Below are 24,342 nucleotides of genomic sequence, written 5' to 3'. Positions count from 1 at the left end.
GATCGAGAAGGAGTTCCCCGTTCATGCCCAGCAGTAGATTCCCCCTCACCCTCGGCGGGAAGATCGTCGCCGCGGGTGGCGTGCTCTTCGTGCTCGACACGTTCCTGCCCTGGTACAAGATGTCGCAGCAGATCCTGGGCACCTCGATCGACTACTCGGCCGACGGCTGGGCGCTGACCCTGCCGACCCTGGCCTCCCTGGTCGCTCTCGTGCTGGTGGCCGAGGTCGTCGCCGTGCAGCTGGGCAACGCCCGCATCCCGGCGCTCGACGGCGTCCGGGGCTGGGTGCGTCTGGGCCTGTCCGGGCTGGTGCTCGCGCTGCTCCTGCTGCAGCTCATCAAGGGGCAGGAGGGGTTCGGCATCTCGATCGGCTTCTTCCTCGGGCTGCTGCTCGCCCTGGTGATCATCGCGGGCAACTTCCTTCGCAAGGACGAGGGGATGCCGGCTTCGGCGGGACGGCGCCCGGGATCGTCGGCGCAGGGCGGCCCGGGTCACGCGGGTGCGGGGCACGCGGGTTCGGGGCAGGCGGGTGCGGGGCAGGCGGGTTCGGGACAGTGGGGGCAGGACTCCCAGGGGCACAACCAGTTCGGGGGCCAGGGGCAGTACGGGAACCAGTACGCGGCTCCGGGGCAGTTCGAGCAGCCGGGCCAGTTCGAGCAGCCGGGCCAGTTCGGGCAGCCGGGCCAGTTCGGGCAGCCGGGCCAGTTTGAGCAGCCGGGCCAGTTCGGGCCGGGCGGTCAGCCGGGCCAGTTCGGGCAGCCGGGGCAGTTCGAGCAGCCCGCCCAGTTCAGCCAGGCGGGCCAGTTCGGGCAGAGCCAGTACGGGCAGGACCAGTACGGGCAGGACCAGTACGGGCAGGACCAGTACGGGCAGGACCAGTACGGCCGGAGCCAGAACGGTCAGGGCCAGAACAACCAGGGTCAGAACAACCAGGGCCGGCCGACTGAGCAGAGCCAGTGGGGCGCCCAGAGCCAGTGGAACCAGTCCGGCCAGTTCGGCGCCCACCAGGACCAGTTCAGCTCACCCGAACAGTTCAGCCAGGCCGACCACAACCAGGCCAACCACAACCAGGCCAACCACAACCAGGCCAACCACAACCAGGCCAACCACAACCAGGCCAACCAGGCCGATCAGTGGGGCCAGGGCTCGTCCAACCGTCCCGCCGCGCAGAACTCGTACGACGGCTACGGCGAGGAGACCCGTTTCAACCCGGACGGTTACGGCCGCCCGCGCCGTGAGTCCGACCAGAACGGCCAGCAGTAGAAACCCAGCCCAGAACCCACGGACGCCCGGACCGGCTCAGGCCGTTCCGGGCGTCCGTCGTTGGTGGGGGCCCGTGAAAAACTCGGACCCGCAACGGGATCAGAGCGACGTGGGCAGGAACACGTACTCGTCGAGCGCCGGGATGCGCCGGCCCAGCGTGGCCCGTGAGTGCATGGTGTGCCGCTCGAGGAAGGCGGCCTTGGCGTTCTGGTCGACCTCGAACTTCAGCAGCTCGGTGCCCGCCGGCGCCGGGATGTCACCCTCGAGCTTCTGCGCGTCGGGCTGGTCGGCGTAGTAGCCCACCGTGCGGTGCCGGGCCATGCGCTTGCCCAGTTCGTGCACCAGCACCCGGTCGACGTGACGGGTGATGCCGAGCGGAGCCAGGATCACCGTGTCGTCGTCCGTGGTGAAGAGCAGGCGCTGCTCCAGGTCGGACAGCGTCTTGGCGTCGTGCGGGCTCAGCTTGCCCTTGGAGATGTGCCAGCGGTAGGTCGGGTACATGACGCCGGTCTCGGGCACCAGGTTGCGCACGAACGGCGGGATCCGGTCGGCCGGGCGCGGGCGGAACAACGCGTCGGGCAGCCCGAGGTGCACGCCGGTCACGCCGATGGAACGCAGGGCCAGCTGGTCTTCGGTGCGGCGCTGGTTGTACAGCGTCGGCGCCTTGATCGCGTTGCGCTTCTGCAGGTAGTTGCGCGCCGTGCGGGTCGGGTTGCCCTGGGTGTGCGTGAACGGGGTCATCACCGTCACCGGCGTCGACTTCGCCAGCTGGGACATGAGATAGCCGACGGAGAGGGCCGCGTCGCCCAGGTGGGAACTGAGCACGACGAGGGGACGGTCTGAGAGGGACTCCGGTGCGGCCACAGGGCCATCCTTTCGCATGTACGGGTGGTGCGTGGTGCGCGGGTCGACAAACCCAAGCACACGAATCACCGTGCTCCGTGCGAAGCCGACAGCCGCGTTCGACACATGTGACGACGCGACTACGCAGCGCGGATCACGAAGAAACCGGCCGGGGCGGATAATCTTTGCCCGCAACGCGACGCAGAAGCGAAAGAACGTGGGGAAAGGTGCCATGACGACCCAGGCCGAGAGTTACGAGTTCCAGGTCGAGACCCGTCAGCTGCTCCAGCTGATGATCAACTCGATCTACTCGGACAAGGATCTGTTCCTGCGCGAGCTGATCTCCAACGCCTCGGACGCCCTGGACAAGCTGAGGCTGGAGCGGTTCAACGACGACACCCTCGACGTCGACACCTCCGACCTGCACATCCGGATCGACCTCGACGCCACCGAGCGCACGCTGACCATCAGCGACAACGGCATCGGGATGTCGCGCGACGAGGTCGTGAACCTGATCGGCAAGATCGCCAACTCCGGCACCGCCGAGTTCGTGCGGCAGCTGAAGGAGGCGCAGAAGGAGGCCGAGGGCGAGGGTGCCACCGAGGAGCTCATCGGCCGCTTCGGTGTCGGCTTCTACTCCAGCTTCATGGTCGCCGACCGGGTCACCCTGATCACCCGCCGTGCGGGCCAGGCCGAGGCGACCCGCTGGGAGTCCGCGGGTGAGGCGACCTACACGATCGAGGCGCTCGAGGAGGCCCCGCAGGGCACCTCGATCACGCTGCACCTCAAGCCGGCCGACCCCGAGGACCGGCTCTTCGACTACACCGACCCCCGGAAAGTTCGGGAGATCGTCACCCGGTATTCAGACTTCATCACCTGGCCGATCCGGATGGAGGCCCTCCAGGTCCCCACGCCGGAGGAGGGTGAGGAACCGCCGGCCCCCGAGTTCGAGACCGTCAACTCGCGCAAGGCCCTCTGGACGCGTCCCGCCTCCGAGGTGACCGACGAGGAGTACGCCGAGCTCTACAAGCGCATCAGCCACGACTGGAACGACCCGCTGGAGACGATCCGGCTCAACATCGAGGGCACGCTGCAGTACCAGGCGCTGCTGTTCCTGCCCGAGCGCGCCACGGCCAACCTGTTCAGCCCCGACGCCAAGCACGGCGTGCAGCTCTATGTGAACCGCGTGTTCGTGATGGACGACGCGGAGGAGCTGCTGCCGCCGTACCTGCGCTTCGTCAAGGGTGTCGTGGACTCACAGGACCTCGCGCTCAACGTGTCCCGCGAGATCCTGCAGCAGGACCGGCAGATCGAGTCGATGCGCAAGCGCCTCACCAAGCGTGTGCTGCAGTCGGTCAAGGGCCTGGCCGCGAACGAGCCGGAGAAGTACACCAAGTTCTGGGACGAGTTCGGCCGCGTGCTGAAGGAGGGCCTGCTGCAGGACTTCGCCAACCGCGACGCGATCCTCGAGGTCAGCTCCTTCCTGACGACCCACGACCCGGAGAAGCGCACCAGCCTCCGCGACTACGTCGAGCGCATGCAGGAGGGCCAGGACAAGATCTACTTCCTCACCGGCGACTCCCGTCAGGCGATCGAGAACTCGCCCTACATGGAGGCGTTCCGGGCCAAGGAGCTCGAGGTCCTGCTGCTCACCGATCCGATCGACGAGGTCTGGGTCGACGGCATGCCGGAGTTCGACGGCAAGCAGTTCCAGTCCGTGGCCAAGGGCGAGATCGACCTCGACGAGAAGGAGGAGGCCGAGCGCGAGGAGCAGAAGGAACAGTTCTCCGGCCTCCTCACCTGGATGAGCGGGGTGCTGACCGAGGACGTCAAGGAGGTCCGGCTCTCCAACCGCCTGACCACCTCGCCGGCCTGCGTCGTCAGTGACGAGAACGACGCCACGCCGACCCTGGTCAACCTCTACCGGGCGATGGGGCAGCCGATCCCGCAGGAACGCCGCATCCTCGAGCTCAACCCCAAGCACGCCCTGGTCGAGGGGCTGCGCACGGCGCACGAGGCCCGTCCCGAAGACCCCAAGCTGGCCGAGACCGTGGAGCTGGTGCACGGCATGGCCCTGCTCGCCGAGGGCACCCAGCCCGACGACCCGGCGCGCTTCGTGAACCTGCTCGCCACGCAGCTCGGGGAGTCGCTGAACAAGTGAGCGACGACGCGGGAGAACTGGCCGGGTTGCCGCTGTCCCCGGGGCATTCGGTGCCTTCGGGGCAGCCGATGGTGGACGAGCAGGGTCGCCCCCAGCCGCCGGTGGCCGGCGGCGAGGTGGAGACACAGATCGGCTACCTCGAGTTCTTCCGCGCCAGCTTCCGCTGGAAGACGGGTGATCTGGACGCGGCCGAGCTGAACCTGACGCTCGGCCCGTCGTCGATGACCCTCGGCGGCATGATGAAACACCTGGCCTTCGTCGAAGACCACTGGTTCCGCTACTACCTCCAGGGGGCCGAGCGCTCGGCCCCCTGGAACGGTGTCGACTGGGACTCCGACCGCGACTGGGACTGGAACTCCGCGGCGTCCGACAGCCCGGACCAGATCCGCACCCTCTGGGAGACGTCGGTCGCCCGCTCCCGGGAGGCGACGAACGCCGCACTCGCCGACGGTGGCCTCGACCACCTGGCCCGGCGCATCATCCGGCAGGACAACGAGGAACCGAACCTGCGCTGGATCGTGGCGCACATGAACGAGGAGTACGCCCGGCACCTCGGGCACGCCGACCTGATCCGTGAGTCGATCGACGGGCTGGTCGGGGAGTAACCTTCAGCACGCTCCGGGGGGAGCCGACGTCATGCTGTTCCAAACCGTCGTTCTGAGCCTGACTTTCGCCCTGACCGGGCCGGGTGGACCGGTCGCGCCGACCACCACGTCCACCATGGGGAGTGCGGCACCGACGATCGAGTGGCTGGTGCCGCAGAGCGGTGCCGTGCCCGGGGGCACGCCCAAGGTGACCTGGCCGGTGAAGGGGAGGGCCCGTCTGGTCGTGCCCGGGGTCGGCACGATGGGCAGCCGGCGCGACGGAACCGTCGCGGTGCCGATCGCCAGCATCACGAAAGTGATGACGGCGTACACCATCCTGAAAGATCACCCGCTGGCGCCGGGCGAGAGCGGGCCGGTGATCACGGTGACGCGTGCCGAGGCGGCCTCGTACCCGAAACGCAAGGCGGACGGCGAGACTATGGTCAAGGTGCGGGCGGGGATGCGGCTGACTCAGCGAGAGGCCCTGCAGGGCATGCTCATCCGCTCGGGCAACAACATGGCTGACCTGCTCGCCCGCTGGGACGCCGGGTCCCGCAAGAAGTTCGTCGCCCGGATGAACCGGAACGCGGCCGAGCTGGGACTCACCGAAACGTCTTTCGCCGACATGTCGGGGATGAGCGCGAAATCCCGCAGCAGCACCATCGATCTGATCGACCTGGCGCTCGTGGCGATGAAGAACGAGACGTTCGCGCAGATCGTGGGCACCCCGAAGGCGAAGATCCCGATGAACACCCTGACCACCACGAACAAACTGCTGGGGCGTAACGGGGTGATCGGGATCAAGACCGGTTCCACCGAAAAGGCCGGCGGATGCCTGCTCTTCGCAGCGACGGACACGATCGACGGTGAGACCTACACGATCTACGGGGTCATGCTCGGGGCACCCGGCCCGCTGATCCTCACGAACGCGTTCAGGGCCAGCGAGAAGATGGTGATCTCGGCCCGAAAGGCGCTCCGCAAGGTCACTCTGGTGAAGCGAGGGGTGCCGGTGCTGCGAAGAGTGGACGCGGGAGGTGCGGTGACCGAGTACGGGGTCGCCTCTTCGGTGGCGGTCGCGGGATGGTCGGGGATGAAGTTCCGCCTCGGGCTCCCGGTCGGCCCCGAACCCGGTGCGGTGCCGGGCTCGATCACGGTGAAGACGAGCGGTGACGCGATCGGCGTACCCCTGGTGCCGCTGACGTGACGACCGGTCTTCGGGTGGCACAGGCTCGGCCGGACGCGGGGACGACATTGGCCCGGACGTCCAGCCGGCCGGTTCCGTACGCTATGAACGCCCCGTGAAGAACGAAACCGCCTCCCGCAGGGCCAGATCCGTCAGCTCCGGGTCGTGCCGCGCCCCGATGTCCCGCATGAACGCGTGCTCACCCCCCGCGTAGACATGCAGCTCGGCGTGCTCGTGCCCCGCCGCGTACAGCGCCGACAGGATCTGCAGCCGCGCATCCGCCGGCACATGGGGGTCGGCCGAACCGAAGATCATCAGCAGCCGGCCCTGGATGTCCGAAGCCCGCGACAGTGAATCCGCGACATCCGCGCCGAGTTTCCCGTCCTGCAGCCCGGTCGCGTAGAAGCACACCGTCGCCGAGACGCGGGAGTCGAAGGCGCCGCGGAAGGCCAGGTGGCCACCGATGCAGAAGCCGGTCACGAAGAGGTCCGTGACGTCGGGCCGGGCGGCGAGGTAGTCCAGGGCACTGACGCGGTCTTCGTCGAACGCCGCCGTCGGCATCGACGCGGCCCCCGACAGGCCGGCGGCCTTGCCCGCGTCGTCGAATTCCAGCGCCTTCCCGGCCAGTTCACCACGCGGGTAGATCTCCGGCACCAGCACCACGAAGCCGGAGGCGGCCAGGCGTCTCGCCGTGCGCAACGTGGACTCGGTCAGCTGGAAGATGTCCGTGTAGAGAAGGACACCGGGGCGGGGGACGCCGTCGACGGGGGCGATGACGACCGACTTGATCTCGTGGCCGGCTCCGGGCACAGACACGCGTTCTTCACGAAGCTTCACACCGAGCGACCCTATCCCCAGGGGCAAGGGAAGCCATGGAGCTACTCAAGCGTAACGCAAAGTGGCCGGAGAACTGCGCGGCGTTGTATCTGGTGAGCGGGCGACCAGCTCCTTGACTGGTGCCGGGCCTGCCCGCCCGAATCCAACGTCCACCATGGAGTTTCCGAGATGTCCAGAACCACCGTAGGAGTGCTCGCGGTCTCGCTCGCCGCCGCCGGCATCGTGCCGGTCGTGACCGGCGCCGGTGCCCACGCGGCCACCGCCAACGCAAGCACCAGCACCAGCGCCACACTCAGCGCCTTCCTCCCCACCGCCCCCGTCTACACCGTGGTGCGGGAAGGACTCAGCACCGACCAGGCCAAGCGCCTCGCCCGCAGCGCCGGCATCGAGAATGCCCTGCGCGCCGACGGCTCCTTCTCCTTCACCGACGCCGACCGTTTCGCCCGCGTGCCGACCGTCAAGCCCGGGAGCGACGACGAGAACAGGAGCAAGGACGAGGAGGGCAACGAGACGGTCGCCGAGGCCGTGGACATCCGTGCCCTCGAGAACACCCGCACCCTGTCGCGCACCGCCGCCCTGCGCCGCGCCAAGGCGCTGCTCCCCGTTCCCGACGGCTACGGCATCCTGCCCGTCGTCGACCACACCACCGTCGGGCAGAGCGACGCCGAGGGCAGGCCCGGCCGCACGTACAACCTCGACACCACCGTCACGTATCAGCTGACGCTGGGCGGCGTGCCGGTGGTCGGGCCCGGCGCCAAGGCCCGGGCCTCGTTCGCCGGTGACGGCAGCGTGGTGCAGCTCGGTCAGTCGGTGCGCGAGGTGAAGCCGGACGGAACGGTGCCGATCGTCAGCCCGGCCGTGGCCCAGCGTTCCTGCACCGCGCTCTACGGTGACAGGATCCGGCAGGACACACCGGTTCTCGGCTACTACGCCCCGCCGCTGACGGCTGATCGCAAGACGCCTGTCAGCCAGCTGCTGCCGCACTACATCTGCCGCCCGGTCGACGGCGTGAACGAGGAGAGCACGTACAGCGGCAAGCTCGTCGCCGCCTCACCGTTCACGGCTCCGAAGGTCGAGCTGCAGGCCTCGGGTGACGGCCGCACGATCACCGCGGGCGCCGACGCGACCGGTGGCCGGGCTCCCTACGCCTACAACTGGAGCTCGAGCTCCACCGCCCTGGACTGGGGGCGGCCGAAGATCTCCTACGCCGGCGAGCACCGCACCGACCCGCTGGCCCTGGAGCGGCAGTTCACCGAGACGCTGACCGTCACGGTGACCGATGCCGACGGTCTCACCACCACCGCCCACGTCGACCTGGTGAACGCCGAGGGCGAGGCGACGGCCAAGGGGATCTCGGGCGGCGCCGGTGGCGCGCTGGCCACCAACGGCATCGAGCAGACCGTCGACGAGTGGCAGTGCGCCCAGGACAGCGCCAACGGCTTCAGGTCGGTGATGCAGAACAAGAACCAGAGCGTGAAATTCGACTTCCGTGGGACCGGGGCCTGGGAGAAGGACTTCAAGGACAAGGCCCAGAACGGCCTGGACCAGTCCTACGTGGACTCGGTGGACGCCCAGTGGTACACCGGCCACGGCTGGTCGGGCGGCTTCACCTTCAAGGGCAACCACGACGACGGCACCATCACCCCGGCCGACGCCCGCTGGGGCGACGACAACCTGGAGTGGCTGCAGCTCGAGAGCTGCCAGGTGCTGAAGGACATCAATGGCAAGCTGGACTACTTCGGCCGCTGGGCCCAGTCCTTCCAGGGCCTGCATCTGCTCAACGGCTTCGACACCACCGCCTACTGCCTCGACGGGGGCACGGGCCGGCGCTTCGCGAGCTACCTCTTCACGGAGGACTACCTGTTCTGGACGCGCAAGGCCCTCACCGTGCAGCAGGCCTGGGGCACGATGGCCAACGACCTGGAACCGGCCGGTGTGCGCTGGCGTTCGGTGAGCCCGGCCACCCTGAAGAACGGCCACTGGGTCACCAACCTGGGCGACTTCTACTGGGGCCAGGGCACGACCGGCCCGGACATCAGCCCGGCCAGCACCTCCAACCCGCTCCAGGGCTTCTTCTCGGTCAGCGGCGTGAGCTGAGAAGAGCCGGCCCGCTCCCCGGAACCATCCGGGGGGCGGGCTTTCTCACGCCCGCACCCCGGCCACCACCACCGGCTCCGAGGTGGCGAACCGCACCGTCAGCGTCTGGGTCAGCCCGGTCAGCTCGCGTCCCACCACCCGCGCGACCACCAGCACCGGCCCACCCGTGGTGACCACCGTGTACCCGGGCTCGTCGTGCGGCTGGGTACCCACGACCGGCGGCACATCCGTACCGTCCGTTCCCGAACCCAGCACCGTGGCCGTCGCCGGCCGTTCCGAGACCGACCCGGCCCCGTCGTCCACCATTTCGGGCGCCTGTGAACCACCCGTGAGAATCACCGTGGCCAGCACCGACGCCCACACCGGGTCGCCGCACCCGTCGTAGACCCAGCGCGTGCCCAGCACCGAGTGTTCCGTCGTGCCGATCAGGTGTTCGTCGCCCCCGGCCAGCGGCTCGGCCCGATAGGTCAGCGGCACGTGCAGCACCGGGGCGTCAGGGGGTCCGTCGACGCTTCGCAGCAACAGCGTCTCGATGCCGACCTGGCCGTCCGGGTCGTCGAACCGGTACGCCCCCACGTTCTGCACCTCGGTGACGCCGTCGGCCCAGGCCCGGGAACGGAGCCAGGGAGTGATCAGCCCGATCTTCGACGGGGTGAGCGTCGCGGAGTGGATGAGTGCCATGCGCCGACCCTACGACCCCGCGGTCGGCGGAGCCCGGACGACGCGGACAATGGTCGCCGTGCAGGATCTCTACGACGTGATGTTCCGGCGCCGCGACGTGCGCGCCGAGTTCACCGGGGAACCCGTCGACGACCAGACACTGACTCGGGTTCTGGGCGCCGCCCATGCCGCGCCCAGTGTCGGCCTGACGCAGCCGTGGGACTTCCTCCTGGTGCGGGACCGTTCGACCCGGCAGACCTTCTTCGACCACGTGCAGCACGAACGCGACACCTTCGCGTCCACGCTGACCGGCGAAAAGGCCGAGAAGTTCGGCCGGATCAAGATCGACGGGGTGCTCGAGTCGAGTCTCGGGGTGGTCGTCACCTACGACGCGGGCCGCGGCGGGCCGGCCGTGCTGGGCCGTCACGCGATCGCCGACGCGGGCCTCTACTCGGTCTGCCTGGCGATCCAGAACCTCTGGCTCGCCGCGACCGCGGAGGAGCTCGGCGTCGGCTGGGTCTCGTTCTACCGTGAGCCTTTTCTCGCCGGGCTGCTCGGGATCCCCGACGGCATCAGGCCGGTCGCCTGGCTGTGCCTCGGCCCGGTCTCGCGTCGGCATGACGTGCCCGACCTGGAGCGGCACGGCTGGCGCACCCGGTCACCGCTGGAAAGCGTGGTGCACCAGGAGAAGTGGTGACCTCTAGGGGCCGCCGCGCCAGTGCTCGATGCGGTGGTGGTCGGGCGTGAAGCCGTGGTCGACGCCCCAGAGCACGGCCTGGGTGCGGCTGCCCACCCCGATCTTGCGGTAGACGTTGCGGATGTACGACTTGATCGTGTTCGGGCTGAGGAACGTCAGCTCGGCCACCTGGGCGTTGCTCATGCCCTGGGTGATCAGGGCCAGCACCTCGGCCTCGCGGTCGGTCAGTCCCTCGCCCCGCCCGGGCCAGTCGAGCCCGGGGGCGGTGCGGGCGTGGGGTGCCTGGGGGCTGATCACGGTCTCCCCGCTGTGCACCTGTTCCAACGCCGCCACCAGGTCTTTCGCCGGCAGGGTCTTGGAGAGGTAGCCGTCGGTGCCCTGGCCGCGGGCGCGCTCGATCAGATCCGGGTGGAAGTTCCAGGTGTAGACGACCACCCGCCGGGCCCGGGGATTGGCCACCAGGGTGCTCAGCTCGTCGACGTCGGACTCCGGCTGCGCGAACGTGTCGTAGAGAACGATGTCGACCTGGTCGGCCACCCCGAGGTTCAGGTCGATCTCGGCGATGAGCACCCGCTCGCGGTATCGGTCGAGCATGGTGGCGAGGCCCGTCGTGACCACGTCGTAGTCGTTGACGAGCGCGATGAGGATCGGTGACTCGGTCACGTTCGTCACCATAACCCTCCCTAGGGGTGTGCCGGACCAGCCTCAGGGGTGGTTTGGTGATGGGACGGTAACGTGCAGAAGGGAGCACCAAATGCTCGGTCTGATCATCACTCTCATCGTCGTCGGCCTGATCGCGGGGGCCGTGGCCCGGCTCCTGGTCCCGGGGCGGCAGAGCATGTCGATCCTGACCACCATCGTCATCGGCATCGTGGGCTCGTTCGTCGGCGGATTTCTCGGGTACCTGTTGTTCGGCAAGGACTCCTTCGACGGTTTCCTCCAGCCCTCCGGGCTGATCGGCTCGATCATCGGGGCCGTCATCGTGCTGGTCGTCTGGATGAACGTCGGCTCCCGGCGGGCCATTTAGGAGCAGGAGGACGCTTGCGGGCGGCGGTCGGTCTCTCGGCTCCAGACACCCGCCCGGCCGTGGTCGTGCTTCTCCTCGCAGGAGGAAGGGCACGGCTACGGTTGCGGTTCCCGGGTGGTCACCTCGACCGGGCCGAGCGTGAGCTCACCGTCGTTCAGCGGGGAACAGCGGATGCCGCCCCGGCCCCGAAGAGCCTTGAAGGCGCCCGGCTCGATCACGGTGTCCATCCAGGCGCACGGGTTGGCCCGGCGCCTCACCGCGAACGAGACCGGTCCGCGGCCGGAGTCGAGCGTGAGCACGAGTCCGACCAGAGAGTCGACGTCGATGCCGGAGACCAGGATGTTGCGCCGCGTCTGCTCCAGTCCGATCCCGGGCCCGAACTGAACCAGTGACTCGGCCGCGATCAGGGTGACCGCCGCGTCGCGATGGGCGGCCCGGCCGAAGTAGCGGTCGCCCACGAGGCCCCGCCCGGCCCGCACGTGCACGCGGTCGACGAGCTCGCCGGGTGCCGCGGGGGAGGGTCCGTCGGCTGGACGCCCTTCGAACCGGTGCACCGGTGAGACCAGGAGCTCGAGGATCTGGGGCACCCGGCGAGAATACCGAAAACCCCCGGCCCGTCAGGGAGCCGGGGGTTCTCGGGTGGGTGGATCTACTTGATGCCCGTGCTCGCCACGCCCTGCACGATCTGGCGCTGGGCCACCAGGAACACCACGAGCAGCGGCAGCAGCCCGAGCACGGCCGAGGCCAGCACCTCGGCCTGGTTGACGCCCGTGGCCCCGAGCAGGCCGCTCAGGCCCACCGGGATCGTCTGCGACTTCGTCTGCGTCAGCACCAGGAGCGGCCAGAGGAACGCGTTCCAGGTGGTGATGAAGGTGAAGATCGCGACCGCGGAGACGGCCGGGCGGCACAGCGGCATGCAGATCTGCCGGTAGATGCGCCACCAGGAGGCGCCGTCGATGCGGGCCGCCTCGATCAGCGGCTCGGGGATGCCCTTGAGGAACGAGCGGAACACGAACACCGCGACCGGGGAGGCCGTGGCGGGCAGGATCAGCGCCCAGTAGGTGCCGAGCAGGCCCAGCGACCGGAACTCGATGAACTGCGGCAGCACCAGCGCTTCCATCGGCACCATCAGGCCGGCCAGGATCAGGACGGTCAGCGCGCCCTTGCCCTTGAACCGCAGGTGCGCCAGGCCGAACGCGATGAGCGAGCAGACCACCACGGTGAAGACCACCGCGAGCGTCGAGATCAGGAAGCTGTTCAGGTACCACCAGCCGATCGAGTTCAGCTTGAAGGCGCTGGTGTAGGCGTCGAACGTGTAGTTGTCCGACCAGATCGCCACCGGGTTCGCGGTGATCTCCTCGGCCGGCCGGAACGAGGTGATGACGCTCCAGGCGAACGGCACCAGCCAGATCAGGGCCGACAGGGTGAGACAGGTGGCGGCGAGGCGGTTGAAGGCCTTGGAGCCGAGCTTGTCGGCCTTCGAGGTCTCCCGGCGCTGAGCGTGCTGCGTAAGGGTGGTCATGATTGGGCGGGTCCTCTCACGCGTCCGCGCCGCGACGGCGGGTGGCGATCATCCAGACGGCGGAGACGGCGACCAGGATCACGAAGTAGACCATGGTCGCGGCGGCCGCGTAACCGCCCCGGTAGGTGGTGAATCCGGTGTCGTAGATGTACTGGATCACCGGGCGGGTGCTGAGGTTCGGCCCGCCCTGGAGCAGGATGAAGATCTGGTCGAACACCTTGAGCGAGGCCAGGATCTGCAGCATCAGCACCAGCGAGATCGTGGGCCGCAGCAGCGGAACCGTGATCGAGCGCAGCTGCTGCCAGGGGGTGGCCCCGTCGATGGCCGCGGCCTCGTAGGTCTCCTCCGGGATCTCCTGCAGGGCGGCGGTGTAGAGCACGAAGTTGAAACCGAAGGTCCACCAGACCGTCAGCATCGTCACCGCGAACCAGGCCCCGTTCGTGCTGCCCAGGAAGTCCGGCGCGGGCAGCCCGACCGCTCCGAAAGCCTTGGCGAAGAGCCCGACCTCGGGGGCGTACATGAAGGCGAAGATCAGGCAGACCGAGGCCGACGGCACCACGTAGGGCGCGAAGAACGCGATCCGGTATAACCACTGGTTACGGCTGATCCGGCTGGCGAAGACCGCGGCCAGCAGGGGCAGCACCACCAGGAACGGCACGGTCAGCAGCGTGAACAGCGTGGAGTGCCACATCGACTTCCAGAAGTCGAGACTGCCGAGCACGTCCGCGTAGTTCTCGAACGCCACGAACCGGCCGAGGTCGCTCTTCACGGTGGCGGTGTTGAAGAAGCTGATGATCAGGCCGAGCACGACCGGACCAATCAGGAACAGGGCGTAGAGCAGCAGGAACGGGGTGGAGAAGAGCCAGCCCGCCTTGTTGTCCCGGCCGGAGGTCTCGACCGTCGTGGTCTCGACCCGGGCGATCCCCGGTGCCGGGGCAGCAGTTGTCGTCGTCACCTATCTGCTCCTCAGCTGACCGGCGCGTTGGTGGAGGCGAAGTTGCGCAGCGCCGTCTTGATCTGCGCGGTACCGCTTTCCGGCTTCGTGGCGCCGGTGAGCACCGTGGAGATCACGCCGCCCATCTGGTTCTGGAAGTCCGAACCGGCTCCGGTGTACCAGCCGACCGGGTCGTAGACCGCGTTGAACGCCGCGTCCACGTAGTTCTTCTGCGGGCTCAGCTGCTTGAACTCGGCGCTTTCCTGCACCGGCAGCCAGGCCGGCACGTGGCCGCCGCCGGTCCAGATCGTGCTGTCGTCCAGCAGCCCCTGGATGAACTGCTCCGCGTAGCCCGCGCGTTCGGCCGAACGGCCACCGGCCTTGGGGATCACCAGGGCGTGGGAGTCGGCGTAGGCCACCGGGTCGCTCCCGAGCAGGGCCGGGATCGGCACCATGTTGAACTTCAGTTCGCTGCCGTCCGCGGTCTTGACGCCCGTGTAGAGCGGCAGGTTCCAGACGCCGTCCAGCAGGAAACCCGCGTCCCCGTTGCTGAAGTGCTGCTGGGCCAGCGTCGGGGTGGCACTGGCGGGCATCAGCCCGAGCTCGGTGGTGAGCTTCTGGACGAACGCGAAGGTCTCGTTCATCGCGTCGTCGTCGACCGTGACCCGGGTGCCCGAGTCGGAGACGACCGGCCCGGTCAGGCCGCTGTAGACGGTGTAGAACCAGCGCCAGACCGTGGACGGGTCGGTGATGGTGGGCATCGTCGCGCCGTACTTGCCGGTGACCTTCTTCATCTCGGTCAGCGCCTCGACGAAGCGGTCCGGCCCGGACAGGTCGGCCAGGTTGTCGCCCGCCTCGTTCAGCAGCCCGGCCTTCTTCGCCGCGTTCTCGTTGTAGTAGAGAACGAACGGGTGGGTGTCGAGCGGCATCGCCCAGGTCTGCCCGTCGATGGTCGCCTTCTCCCAGGCGGCGGGCGTGAACTTGTCCTGGGTGACGCCCAGCTGGGCCAGCCCGGTGTCGGAGTAGGGCGTCAGCAGCCCGGCCTGGGCCAGGGTGGGAAGCCGGGACAGGTGGGTGATCGCCACGTCCGGCGGGCGCTGGCTCGAAGCGGCCAGGGCGAGTTTCGTGTAATAGGGGTTGCCCCACGACAGCAGGGTGGCCTCGACCGAGTGACCGGTCGCCTTCTGGACGTTCTCGACCATCGTGCCGAGATTCTCGCCGTCACCGCCGCCGAACAGATGCCAGAAGATGACATCCGCCGTGGACGGCTGACCGCCGGTCAGACTGGTGACGACCGGCGATCCACAGGCGGACAGCAGGCCGGCCAGGCCCAGGCCGCCTCCCATGGCCAGGAAGTTGCGGCGTGTGTAGGTACCACGCATACGGCATTCGCTCCTCATTGTGCGGCCCGCGCGCTCAAGCTGGGTGGCGTGACCTTGACACACCCGTTTGCATCGATGCAAGACCTGCCCTGCCTGCAATATTCAATCGGCCGCAATCTGTGCGGCGCTCGCCTTGCATCGTTGCAAACGAAAGCCTCAAGATGGCACGGGAGTGCCGACGACGCATTCGCAACGAGTCTCGAGGAAGGGCCGGATACGTGAAGGCGACGCAACAGGACGGTTCGTACCCCCGCCCGCTGCTGACCCGTGAGGAGTGGACGAGTCTCGACGGAACCTGGGACTTCGCCTACGACGACGCGGGTGAGGGGCGCACGGCCCGCTGGTACGCGACCGGTTCGCCGGCCTTCGACCGCCGCATCGAGGTGCCCTACCCGCCGGAGTCGCCGGCCTCGGGCATCAACGACACCGGCTTCCACCCGGTGGTCTGGTACCGCCGCACGCTCGGCCTCTCGGCGTCCGCCGGTCGCCGTGAGCTGATCCACTTCGGCGCGGTCGACTTCGTCGCCGACGTCTGGCTCGACGGCCAGCACGTCGGGCACCACGTGGGCGGGCAGACGCCGTTCACGGTCGACGTCACCGATGTGCTGGCCCCCGGCGTGGACGAGCACGTGCTGGTGGTGCGGGCCGAGGACGACCCGTTCAGCATGGAGGCCCCGCGCGGCAAGCAGGACTGGCGCGATCAGACCCACGGCATCTGGTACGAGCGCACCACCGGCATCTGGCAGACGGTCTGGGCCGAGTCGGTGCCGGCCGCGCACGTCACCGAGGTCTACTGGCGCTCCGACGTCCCGCGCTGCGCGGTGCACGGCGAAATCGTGCTCAGCCAGGTGCCTTCCGGGGCTCCCACGGTGGACGTGGTGGTCACCTTCGGCGACGAGGTGCTGGCTTCGCAGTCGGTCGGGGTGCGGGACGCGAAGGTTCTCGTGGACCTGAAGCTCCCCGCCCTGACCAACGGGCAGGACCGCGCGCGGTTGCTCTGGAGCCCGGAGCACCCGAACCTGATCGACATCGCGGTCACCCTGCGGTCCGACGGCGCCGTTCTGGATGATGTCGCGAGTTACACCGGCCTGCGTACGGTTTCGGTGAGCGGTGGGGCGTTCAAGCTCAACGAGGCGCCGATCTACACCCGCTCGGTGCTCAACCAGGGCTACCGTCCGGACACGCACAACGCCAGCACCGGCACCGCCCAGCTGAAGGGCGAGGTCGAGCTGCTGCTGGCGATGGGCTTCAACTCGGTGCGCAACCACCAGAAGGCCGAAGACCCGCGGTTCCTGTTCTGGGCCGACACCCTGGGCCTGATGGTGTGGGGCGAGACCGCGGCCGCGTACTCGTTCTCCAACACCGCGATCGAGCTGCTCACGGCGGAGTGGCTGGAGCTCGTGCGCCGCGACCGCAGTCACCCCAGCGTGGTGGTCTGGGTGCCGTTCAACGAGAGCTGGGGCGTGCAGGACATCGCCCACGACGAGGCTCAGAAGAACTTCGCCAAGGGCCTGTCCGCGATCACCCGGGCCCTCGACCCGACCCGTCCCGTCATCTCGAACGACGGCTGGGAGCACGTCGACAGCGACATCATGGGTATCCACGACTACACGACGAACGGGCCCGGCCTGCTCGCGACCTGGGGGACGGCCGGATCCGCCGACGCCCGGGTGCGTTCCGAGCTCGGTGTGCAGGGCCGCAAGCCGGTCGTCGACCCGCTCGCGCTGCTGAAGTGGGACGCCGGGACGGCGCCGCTGATGCTCACCGAGTTCGGCGGCATCTCGCTCTCGGCCGACCCCGATGACTGGGGCTATGCCAGCGTCACGTCGCCGAAGGAGTACGAGAGCATCGTCGGTGAGCTCTTCGACGCCCTGCGAAAGTCTCCGACAGTTGTCGGTTTTTGCTACACGCAGTTCATGGACACCGGCCAGGAGACCAACGGCCTGCTGTACTCCGACGGCACCCCGAAGCTGCCGGTGGAGACGATCCGCCGCATCGTCACCGGCACCGGTGAGGGCGTGAAGCTGGAGGCCGGGGCGACGAACGGCTGGCAGGACTGAGCTCAAACCCTGCGAAACCTCCCCGGCGCCCACGGGGGCCGGGGAGGGACGGGGGACCGGCTGCTCACTTTCGCCCGGGGATGTGAGAAGGTGCGCGAATGGCTGTGACCTTGCGCGATGTCGCCGTGAAGGCGGGCGTGTCCGTGCGCACGGTCTCCAACGTGGTGAACGGCTTCCAGCACATCGCGCCCGGCACCCGGGCCCGGGTGCAGGCGGCCCTGGAAGAGCTCAACTACCGCCCCAACCTGGTGGCCCGCAGCCTGCGTCAGGGCCGCACCGGCATCATCATGCTGGTGCTGCCCGAGATCAACGTCTCCTACTTCGGTGAGCTCGCGCACGAGGTGGTCGACTACGCCAGCTCGCTCGGCTGCACCGTGCAGATCGACGAGTCCGGCGGTGACCCGCAGCGCGAGAAGCAGCTGCTCACCTCGCTCGCCCAGGCCGGCTGGGTCGACGGGGTCCTGTTCAGCTCGCTCGGCCTGCGGGGCGTCGACCTGGCCGGGCTGGCCGGCACCCGTCCCATCGTGCTGCTCGGTGAGCGCACCGCCGGCACGGCGCTCGACCATGTCGGCATCGACAACGTGGAGGCGTCGCGGCAGGCCGTGGCGCACCTGATCGAGCGGGGCCGCACCCGGGTCGCCGCGATCGGGGGCAGCGGGGGCGCGCGCGACGCGACCTCCAAGTACCGGCTCAAGGGGTACGAGCAGGCGATGAAGACGGCAGGGCTGAGCTCGGAGGGTCTGTACGTGCGAACGGCCGACTATCGCCGGGGGAGTGCCGCCTCGGCCGTGCGGGAGCTGCTCGCCCGCGACGAACGCCCCGACGGGCTCTTCTGTTTCAGTGACGAGCTGGCCGCCGGGGCGCTGCGTGCACTGGCCGAGCAGAACGTCCGGGTGCCCGCCGACCTGGCCGTGATCGGCTTCGACGACATCGAGGCCTCGCGGTTCTCCACGCCGTCACTGAGCACGGTGCGTCCGGACAAGGCCGGTATCGCCAAGGCCGCGGTCGACGCGCTGCTGCGCCGGCTCGACGATCCGGGCGGTGAGATCCACGAGTTCAACGTGGGTTTCGAGCTGATCCAGCGCGAGAGCAGCGGCTAGGTCCTGTTCTGGAAGGCGGCCACGGCCGCCTGGGCCACCGTCACGTCCTCATCCACCGAGCCCGCGCTCACCCCGACCGCTCCCACGGTCTCGCCGTCGCGGGTCAGGGGGATGCCGCCGCCGAACGTCACCAGACCGCCCGAGAGATGTTCCAGCCCGTACAGTTCCGCGCCCGGCTGGGTGGCGTCGGCCAGGTCGGCGGTGGGCAGGTTCATCAGGATCGACGTCCTCGCCTTCTTCGCCGAGATGTCGATGCTGGCCTTGATCGAGCCGTCCATGCGGGCGAAGGCGACGAGGTGGCCGCCGTCGTCGACGACCGCGACGTTCATCGGCCGGCCGATGCGCTCGGCCTCCTTCACGCCGGCGTCGATGACGCGCTGGGCCTCGGCGAGGGTGAGTCTCATGCGGATTCCTCCAGGGTGAGCGGGGCTCGGACGGCGATGCGGGCGGCGTCGTGGCCGGCCCGTCGCGCGGTTCGCGGGGTGGCCGTCCCGGTGCGGGAAACGGGTTGCCCGGCGGGCAGCTTCGCATGATGGACGACGTGGACCCCGGCCGCGTCCAGAGCGATCCCGACCTCCAGCGCCGAGCGGCGGGCGGCGCCGGACGCGCCTTCGGTCACCTCGGTGGTGAGCGGGCTCACCTCGTACGGCACGCCCTCTTCCTCGATCCCGGCGCAGATCTCGCGCAGGAGGTGGTCCGGGCCGGCGGTGAGGACGACGATGTGCGGTTTCCCGGGCGTCATGACGCGGACCTCCGGGCCAGCACCAGCCCGCTCGCCACGGCGTTGCGCGGGCCCTCGGTGCCCCGGACATTGCCGGTGCCGCAGACGATTCCGTAGGGGGCCAGGGCGTCGGCGATCAGCTCGGGGATCTCGAAGTCCAGCGCCGAGCCGCCGAGCAGCACCACGAAGCCGATCTGCCGCAGGTCGCCGATCTGCCGCAGCGCCCGCAGGGCGTTGACCACGAACACCCGCTGCTTGGCGGTGCGGCGCACCTCGCGCACCTCCTCGAGGCTGTGCCGGGTCGGGACCGGCAGCAGCGAGTCCCCGTGCAGCGTCACCACCCGGGCGAAGGTGGCCGGGGGCAGGGGGGCTTCGGAGAAGCGCACCGTGCCGTCCTCGAGGCGCAGGTGGAAGAAGCTCTCGGCCTTGGCCAGGGGGGAGGTCTTGATGCTCTCGGCCACGTCGCGTTCCACGCCGAGTTCCGAGCCGATCAGCCGGGTGACGAGGTCACCGGCGCCCGCCACGTGCACGGTGGTGATGCTGCCGGCCGGGGTGGCCAGCGCCGCGTCGGTCGAGCCGCCGCCGAGATCCAGCACCACGAGCGGGCGATCGGTGCCCGGCGTGGTCAGCGCACCCCGCGTGGCCATCTCGGCCTCGACCCCACCGATCACCACCTCGACCCCGGGCGCTCCTTCGTCTCGCAGTCGCTTCTGCACGGAGTCCGCCACCGCCCGCATCGGCCCGTGACTCGTGCGCACCATCGCGGCCAGTGCCACCGCGTTCTCCAGGGCGACCTCCCCGGCCAGGCCACCCCGCACCTCCTGCGGCAGATGCGTGTCCACCGCCAGCAGATCCCCGATCCGGACGTCCGTGATCTCCAGGCCCGACACGTCCGCCATGCTCTGCTTGACCGTCGCGGTCATGCCGCCGGCGTTCGTGCCCGCCTCGCCGCCCGCGTCCTTCAGCGGCGCCAGCCGGGCCACGGCCGTCATGATCGCCTCGGCACCCTCACCCACGTCGATCCGCAGCACCGCTGATTCGCCCTGCAGCTCCAGGCTTCCCGCCGGGATGCGCCGGTCGCTCACCTCGCCCGACGGTGTGCGCACCACGACCGCCGAACGGATGCCGGTGAGAGCCCGGGCCACCGGGGACACGGCGCGGGTCTGCTCGGCGTCGAGCCCGAACACGGTCGCGATGCCGAACGGGTTGGACAGGGTGCGGATGGTTCGCCCGGGCGCCGCCACCTCGACGGCCGCGCGCATGCCGGACGGCACCGCGTCCACCCGCCGCACCTCGTCGACGATCGGGATCATCGCCTCGAGCCGGTTGGCCACGAGCACCGCGTCGTCGTTGCCGAGGACGGCGCCGGTCAGCTGGACGCCTCGGTCGAGAGCGGCGTTGAGAGTTTTCGCCACCACGGCGAAATCGACACCCGCGGGCACGACCGCGATCACCTCGTCCCCGGGTGAACAGCCGTCCAGTTCACCGAACGGCACGGTGACGCCCACGCCCAGCCCGGCGCCACCGGGCGTGCGCGGATCGTGACCGATCATCGTCGACTCGGTGATCAGCGTCTCGGTGATCGTCTCCATCGCCAGACCGCTGATCACCGGCGTCGCCTCGTTGACGAAAACCGTTCGCAGTGCGCCCAGAGGCGACCGGGACGTCCTCAATGCCGCCCGGACGGCCGCGACCACCCCGTCGACGTTCGCCGTCGTGCCCTTGATGCCCGTGGTCGGAACCAGCCCGCTGCCGAGGAACGCGACCTCGCCCTCGTGCATCCGGGCCGCGCAGGCCTCGGTGGTGGAGTTGCCGATGTCGACGCCGACGACCAGGCTCATACGGATTCTTCGATGACCGGCTCCACCTCGGTCGGGGGAGCGCCCTTGACCAGCAGCTCGCACTCCTTGAGGTGCAGCAGGGCGGCCTTGGCCTGCCAGCGAGGACGGGCCATCTGGTCGTTCAGCGTCGGGACCGGCTGCGGTGAATCACCCTTCGCGTACTGCGCGGCGTTGCGGCCGATCGCCCGGTAGACCTCCGGCGTCATCAGGGGTGACTGCGGAAACAGCTCCAGTGAGCTGAGTCTCGGCAGGTCCTTCTGGTGGATCATGCTGGTGCCGCGGGACAGCACACCGATCCCGATGCCCGAACCGGACAGCCGGGCGCCGGTGTGCGCGACCGCGGCCAGGTCGGCGGTGGCGTGCAGCTGGATCACCCGGGCCTGCACGCCCTGTTCCTCGACGCCGGCCAGGATCTGCCGCACCACCTCGTCGTGCGGGATGTCGACGATGGTCTTGCTGAAGAAGCCGCCGAATCCGGGTGAGAGGGCGAGAACGACCTCGTCGGCGCGGTCGCCCCTTTCGGCTCGGCCGAGTTCCCGCAGGGTGATACCCATTACTCCACCTCGACTTCCGGGTTCTCCGCGCTCGTCACGTGGCGCAGCTTCTTCATCTGCTCCCACCGCTCGCCGCTCGGCCGGTATCCGGTGCCCGGCCCGGCGTAGTCGTTGGCGTCGTTCACCGCGGACAGCGGCTCGAGGTTGCCGTCGAGAATGGCGCTGGTCTGCAGGAGATCACCCGAGACCCGTTGCCGCAGAACGGTGAGCAGGTTCTCGGCGACATCGGCGAATCCGCCCTCGTGCAGTGCCTTCACCAGGTCGAGCCCGGTGACGCCGCGGTCCATCACCGACTGCGCGCCCTTCAGGTCCTCGAGCACGTCGCGGGGGATCAGGTCGTTGGAACCGTGTGCGTAGACGGCGGTCTCGATCTCCCTGGCGGTGATCGGGGGCAGGTTCAGATGGGCGAACACCGCCTGCAGGGCGTGACCGGCGCGGCGTCGGGCGGCCAGGATCTCCGACTCCTTCACGTGCTGCAGTCCGCCGTCGATCTGGTAGTCGCGCTGGATCGCGTTCCAGTCGTCGTAGTCCTCGGCGTCCACGTTGGAACCGGCGAACATGTTGTCGTAGTTGGGCGTCGAGGAGTAGCCGGAGCAGACGAAGTCGGTGCCGGCCATGATCTGCGGCATCAGTCGTGACGTGCGGCGCATCGGCGAGTGGCTGAACGACTGGTCGTTGCCGGAGGCGCACTCCAGGTCGAGCATGCTGGCGATCATGTTCTCGGCGGTGACGGCCCGGATCCCGCTCGGCACCGCTCCGGGCACCCCGATGCAGCTGATCGAGCCGTTCTGCAGCCCCTGCACCCCGGCGCCCTTCGTCACCAGGATGCAGCGGATCTCGAGGTACAGCATCGAGCGGCCCTCGGCGTTGCCCATCTGCACCTCCGAGCCGGTGCCGCTGGTGAAGCGCATCTTGATGCCGCGGCTCGCGTAGGCCGCGGCCAGAAAGGCTTTCGACCAGGGGGTGTCGTCACCGTCGACGAACACCGACTCGGTGCCGTAGACCGAGATGGTCTCGGCGTAGGCGGTGATGCCGCGCATGCCCAGGTCGAGTTCGGTGGCCTCCTCCAGGGCGCACTGGGTGAGCCGCCCGCCCCGTCCGACCTGCCCGCCGACCTGCAGGGCGATGGCGACGAGGGGCGCGTAACGCACCACCCCGAGGGTGGTCTCGAGTTCGGCGAACCCGCGCAGGGACGCCTCGGCCGCCTCCATCGCGACCTGCAGCGGGTTGTCGCGGGCACTGGTGCAGTGTGCCTGGTTCGCCGGGGTGCGACGGGCCCGCATCTTCTGCATGCCCATCATGATCTCGACGATGTTCATGAGCTTGACCGTCTCGAGCAGCGCGGCCGGGGTGAGACCCCTTGCTGTTCGGAGAACTTCGGCACGGGGGATGTTGGGGTCGACGAGCATGCGCGCGACTGTCGCGGGGGCCTGACGCATGGCCGTCTCGGCGGCTTCCACGTCGATGGCGTGGTCGGCGATGAACTGGTCGAGGAAGTCGAAGTCGGCGCGTTCGCGGCCGTCCATCTCGACCACGACACCGTTCTCGATGCGGATGCTGGGACGCGGGTCGAAGTCGCTGTCCATCGCGACCATGCCGACCTCGGGCCACTCCTGCACGAAGCCGTCCTTGTTCACGGGACGGTCCTCGAGCACCCGGGTGCGGAGAGATGTTCTGGGTGATGCCGTTTCGGGATGGGGGAGAGACGACATGCCGGACTCCTCTAGGCTTGCGGTTCGGCCAGCAGGCCGCGGCGTTCGTACACGTCGGCGGCCTCGCGCACCAGGGCGCCGGTGGCCCGGCCCTCGTAGCTGGTCTCCAGCTCCTCGGCGATGTCGAGGAGCTGTTGCTTGGTCGAGGCACCGGGGCGCAGGGCGTTGTACATCTCGAGCACCCGGGCGTCGGAGACGGCGATGAGCTCGGCGGCGCGGCGGAAGTTCTGGCCCAGCTGCGGGCGGCCCGAGGCGTCGGCCACCTCGGCCTGGATCCGCAGGGTGCCGGGGGCGATGCGCAGGTCCTCCGGCCGCACCTGGCCGGAGACCACGTTGCGCATCGTCAGGTCGGAGACGGGTTTACCGGTGGGGGTTCTCAGCAGGTCCGGGCGCCGGACGCTGACCGGGTAGTCGGCCGCCGGGTCGAAAGCGGGCTGGGACATCGCAACCTCCCTGGTGCTCCGGACGGCTCCGTCCGGCGACGCCGCCACGGTGCCATGCGAAACGTTGCAGGTACGTTGCAGTGGGGCGGATCGTCGCGACCGGCCGCTCCGGCGACGGCTACGGCTCCAGCTACGGCTACTGCTACGGCTACGGCTCCTGCGACGTCTCCTGCACGGCGAGCCAGCGGCGCACCTGCTCGACGAGCACCTCGGGCTGTTCCGTCCCGTCGAGCTCGAGACCCCGCTCGCCGTCCTGCAGGCGCTCGTAGGCCGCGAGCTGCGAGTCGACCAGGGTCGCGGGCATGAAGTGGTTGCGCCGCAGGGCCACCCGCCGGGCCAGTTCCTCGCGGGGCACCTCGGGCGCCACGAAACCGAGCTGGGGCAGGTCCTCGCGCAGCCGGTCGCGGTAGCGCCGCTTCAGCGCCGAGCAGGCCATGACCAGGCCGGTGCCGGCGTTCGCGGCGAGGTGCTCGTGCACCGTGGTGAGCCAGGGCGCACGGTCGGCGTCGTCGAGAGGGGTGCCCGCGCTCATCTTCTCGACGTTGGCCGCGGGGTGCAGGTCGTCCGCGTCCTCGAAGGGCACACCGAGCGCGGCGGACAGGGCCGTGCCGAGGGTCGACTTGCCGTTGCCGGAGGGACCGAGGACGACGAGCAGGGGGGCTGCGGTCATGCGGATGATCATCTCCCGCCTGGGCGGGACGTCAAGCCGTCGTCGTCACCAG

At 69.3% G+C, this 24,342-nt stretch carries 24 protein-coding genes; 9 read left to right on the top strand and 15 right to left on the bottom strand.

The window, feature by feature from the left end; genetic code table 11:
• The first annotated feature begins 23 nt into the window (after window positions 1–23).
• Entirely contained in the window at window positions 24–1,262 is a 1,239-nt protein-coding gene (locus J2S57_RS05465) for a hypothetical protein (protein ID WP_307239018.1), read from the top strand.
• 99 nt (window positions 1,263–1,361) lie between these two features.
• Here J2S57_RS05465 and J2S57_RS05460 read toward each other — a convergent pair whose 3' ends face one another.
• Window positions 1,362–2,087: a hypothetical protein gene (locus J2S57_RS05460; protein ID WP_307239016.1), complete on the bottom strand. Its 726-nt coding sequence runs from the start codon at window positions 2,085–2,087 to the stop codon at window positions 1,362–1,364.
• Window positions 2,088–2,337: 250 nt separating this feature from the next.
• Between J2S57_RS05460 and htpG the strand changes: the two genes are divergently transcribed.
• The 3 genes from htpG to J2S57_RS05445 are packed head-to-tail and all read left to right on the top strand — an operon-like array spanning window position 2,338 to window position 6,054.
• The gene (htpG, locus tag J2S57_RS05455) at window positions 2,338–4,266 is read left to right on the top strand and encodes a molecular chaperone HtpG (RefSeq protein ID WP_307239014.1); all 1,929 of its coding nucleotides are present in this window, start codon (window positions 2,338–2,340) and stop codon (window positions 4,264–4,266) included.
• The gene (locus J2S57_RS05450; protein ID WP_307239012.1) at window positions 4,263–4,871 is read left to right on the top strand and encodes a mycothiol transferase; all 609 of its coding nucleotides are present in this window, start codon (window positions 4,263–4,265) and stop codon (window positions 4,869–4,871) included. The genes htpG and J2S57_RS05450 overlap by 4 nt, the downstream gene beginning before the upstream one ends.
• Window positions 4,872–4,902: 31 nt before the next feature.
• Complete coding sequence (locus J2S57_RS05445) at window positions 4,903–6,054, top strand: D-alanyl-D-alanine carboxypeptidase family protein (protein WP_307239010.1); 1,152 nt, start codon at window positions 4,903–4,905, stop codon at window positions 6,052–6,054.
• Window positions 6,055–6,135: 81 nt separating this feature from the next.
• Here J2S57_RS05445 and J2S57_RS05440 read toward each other — a convergent pair whose 3' ends face one another.
• A complete protein-coding gene (locus J2S57_RS05440; RefSeq protein WP_307239008.1) occupies window positions 6,136–6,849 on the bottom strand; it encodes a dienelactone hydrolase family protein in 714 nt (237 codons plus the stop codon).
• Between the two features lie 189 nt (window positions 6,850–7,038).
• On the opposite strand from J2S57_RS05440, the gene J2S57_RS05435 reads away from it, so the two are divergent.
• Window positions 7,039–8,967 (top strand): DUF6345 domain-containing protein, encoded by a 1,929-nt coding sequence (locus tag J2S57_RS05435; RefSeq protein WP_307239006.1) that lies wholly within the window; start codon window positions 7,039–7,041, stop codon window positions 8,965–8,967.
• 45 nt (window positions 8,968–9,012) lie between these two features.
• On the opposite strand, the gene J2S57_RS05430 is transcribed toward J2S57_RS05435, so the two are convergent.
• A complete protein-coding gene (locus tag J2S57_RS05430; RefSeq protein ID WP_307239005.1) occupies window positions 9,013–9,648 on the bottom strand; it encodes a CG0192-related protein in 636 nt (211 codons plus the stop codon).
• A gap of 49 nt (window positions 9,649–9,697) precedes the next feature.
• On the opposite strand from J2S57_RS05430, the gene bluB reads away from it, so the two are divergent.
• Window positions 9,698–10,324, top strand: coding sequence for a 5,6-dimethylbenzimidazole synthase (gene bluB, locus J2S57_RS05425; RefSeq protein ID WP_370882571.1), 627 nt, complete (start codon window positions 9,698–9,700; stop codon window positions 10,322–10,324).
• Between the two features lie 3 nt (window positions 10,325–10,327).
• Here bluB and J2S57_RS05420 read toward each other — a convergent pair whose 3' ends face one another.
• Window positions 10,328–10,999 (bottom strand): response regulator transcription factor, encoded by a 672-nt coding sequence (locus J2S57_RS05420; protein ID WP_370882434.1) that lies wholly within the window; start codon window positions 10,997–10,999, stop codon window positions 10,328–10,330.
• Between the two features lie 79 nt (window positions 11,000–11,078).
• Here J2S57_RS05420 and J2S57_RS05415 point away from each other — a divergent pair, with 79 nt between their 5' ends.
• Window positions 11,079–11,351, top strand: a complete 273-nt coding sequence (locus J2S57_RS05415; RefSeq protein WP_307238998.1) for a GlsB/YeaQ/YmgE family stress response membrane protein — start codon at window positions 11,079–11,081, stop codon at window positions 11,349–11,351.
• Window positions 11,352–11,446: 95 nt separating this feature from the next.
• Here J2S57_RS05415 and J2S57_RS05410 read toward each other — a convergent pair whose 3' ends face one another.
• The 4 genes from J2S57_RS05410 to J2S57_RS05395 form a co-directional block, all read right to left on the bottom strand.
• The gene (locus tag J2S57_RS05410) at window positions 11,447–11,938 is read right to left on the bottom strand and encodes a molybdenum cofactor biosysynthesis protein (RefSeq protein ID WP_307238996.1); all 492 of its coding nucleotides are present in this window, start codon (window positions 11,936–11,938) and stop codon (window positions 11,447–11,449) included.
• Between the two features lie 62 nt (window positions 11,939–12,000).
• Window positions 12,001–12,873 (bottom strand): carbohydrate ABC transporter permease, encoded by an 873-nt coding sequence (locus J2S57_RS05405; RefSeq protein ID WP_307238994.1) that lies wholly within the window; start codon window positions 12,871–12,873, stop codon window positions 12,001–12,003.
• Between the two features lie 16 nt (window positions 12,874–12,889).
• Complete coding sequence (locus tag J2S57_RS05400; protein ID WP_307238992.1) at window positions 12,890–13,828, bottom strand: carbohydrate ABC transporter permease; 939 nt, start codon at window positions 13,826–13,828, stop codon at window positions 12,890–12,892.
• 11 nt (window positions 13,829–13,839) lie between these two features.
• Window positions 13,840–15,189: an extracellular solute-binding protein gene (locus tag J2S57_RS05395; RefSeq protein WP_307238990.1), complete on the bottom strand. Its 1,350-nt coding sequence runs from the start codon at window positions 15,187–15,189 to the stop codon at window positions 13,840–13,842.
• Window positions 15,190–15,407: 218 nt separating this feature from the next.
• Here J2S57_RS05395 and J2S57_RS05390 point away from each other — a divergent pair, with 218 nt between their 5' ends.
• Window positions 15,408–17,249 (top strand): glycoside hydrolase family 2 protein, encoded by a 1,842-nt coding sequence (locus J2S57_RS05390; RefSeq protein WP_307238988.1) that lies wholly within the window; start codon window positions 15,408–15,410, stop codon window positions 17,247–17,249.
• A 98-nt stretch (window positions 17,250–17,347) separates the two neighbouring features.
• Window positions 17,348–18,349, top strand: coding sequence for a LacI family DNA-binding transcriptional regulator (locus J2S57_RS05385; RefSeq protein WP_307238986.1), 1,002 nt, complete (start codon window positions 17,348–17,350; stop codon window positions 18,347–18,349).
• Here the strand turns inward: J2S57_RS05385 and J2S57_RS05380 are convergent.
• From J2S57_RS05380 to J2S57_RS05350, 7 genes are all read right to left on the bottom strand, one after another.
• The gene (locus tag J2S57_RS05380) at window positions 18,346–18,753 is read right to left on the bottom strand and encodes a GlcG/HbpS family heme-binding protein (protein ID WP_307238985.1); all 408 of its coding nucleotides are present in this window, start codon (window positions 18,751–18,753) and stop codon (window positions 18,346–18,348) included. The two genes, J2S57_RS05385 and J2S57_RS05380, sit on opposite strands and share 4 nt — an antisense overlap.
• Window positions 18,750–19,091 (bottom strand): glycerol dehydratase reactivase beta/small subunit family protein, encoded by a 342-nt coding sequence (locus tag J2S57_RS05375; protein ID WP_307238983.1) that lies wholly within the window; start codon window positions 19,089–19,091, stop codon window positions 18,750–18,752. The genes J2S57_RS05380 and J2S57_RS05375 overlap by 4 nt, the downstream gene beginning before the upstream one ends.
• Complete coding sequence (locus J2S57_RS05370; RefSeq protein WP_307238981.1) at window positions 19,088–20,911, bottom strand: diol dehydratase reactivase subunit alpha; 1,824 nt, start codon at window positions 20,909–20,911, stop codon at window positions 19,088–19,090. Before J2S57_RS05370 ends, J2S57_RS05375 begins: the two co-directional genes overlap by 4 nt.
• Complete coding sequence (locus J2S57_RS05365) at window positions 20,908–21,465, bottom strand: propanediol/glycerol family dehydratase medium subunit (RefSeq protein ID WP_307238979.1); 558 nt, start codon at window positions 21,463–21,465, stop codon at window positions 20,908–20,910. Before J2S57_RS05365 ends, J2S57_RS05370 begins: the two co-directional genes overlap by 4 nt.
• Entirely contained in the window at window positions 21,465–23,177 is a 1,713-nt protein-coding gene (locus J2S57_RS05360; protein WP_307238977.1) for a propanediol/glycerol family dehydratase large subunit, read from the bottom strand. The genes J2S57_RS05365 and J2S57_RS05360 overlap by 1 nt, the downstream gene beginning before the upstream one ends.
• 11 nt (window positions 23,178–23,188) lie before the next feature.
• Window positions 23,189–23,620 carry a diol dehydratase small subunit gene (locus J2S57_RS05355; protein WP_307238975.1) on the bottom strand — a complete coding sequence of 144 codons (432 nt, stop codon included), beginning with the start codon at window positions 23,618–23,620 and terminating at the stop codon, window positions 23,189–23,191.
• 148 nt (window positions 23,621–23,768) lie between these two features.
• Window positions 23,769–24,290 carry a gluconokinase gene (locus tag J2S57_RS05350; protein WP_307238973.1) on the bottom strand — a complete coding sequence of 174 codons (522 nt, stop codon included), beginning with the start codon at window positions 24,288–24,290 and terminating at the stop codon, window positions 23,769–23,771.
• Window positions 24,291–24,342: the final 52 nt, after the last annotated feature.

Source organism: Kineosporia succinea (assembly GCF_030811555.1).
GTDB lineage: Bacteria > Actinomycetota > Actinomycetes > Actinomycetales > Kineosporiaceae > Kineosporia > Kineosporia succinea.
Note: the sequence above shows the minus strand (reverse complement) of the source record. Positions and strands in the feature narration are given on the sequence as shown.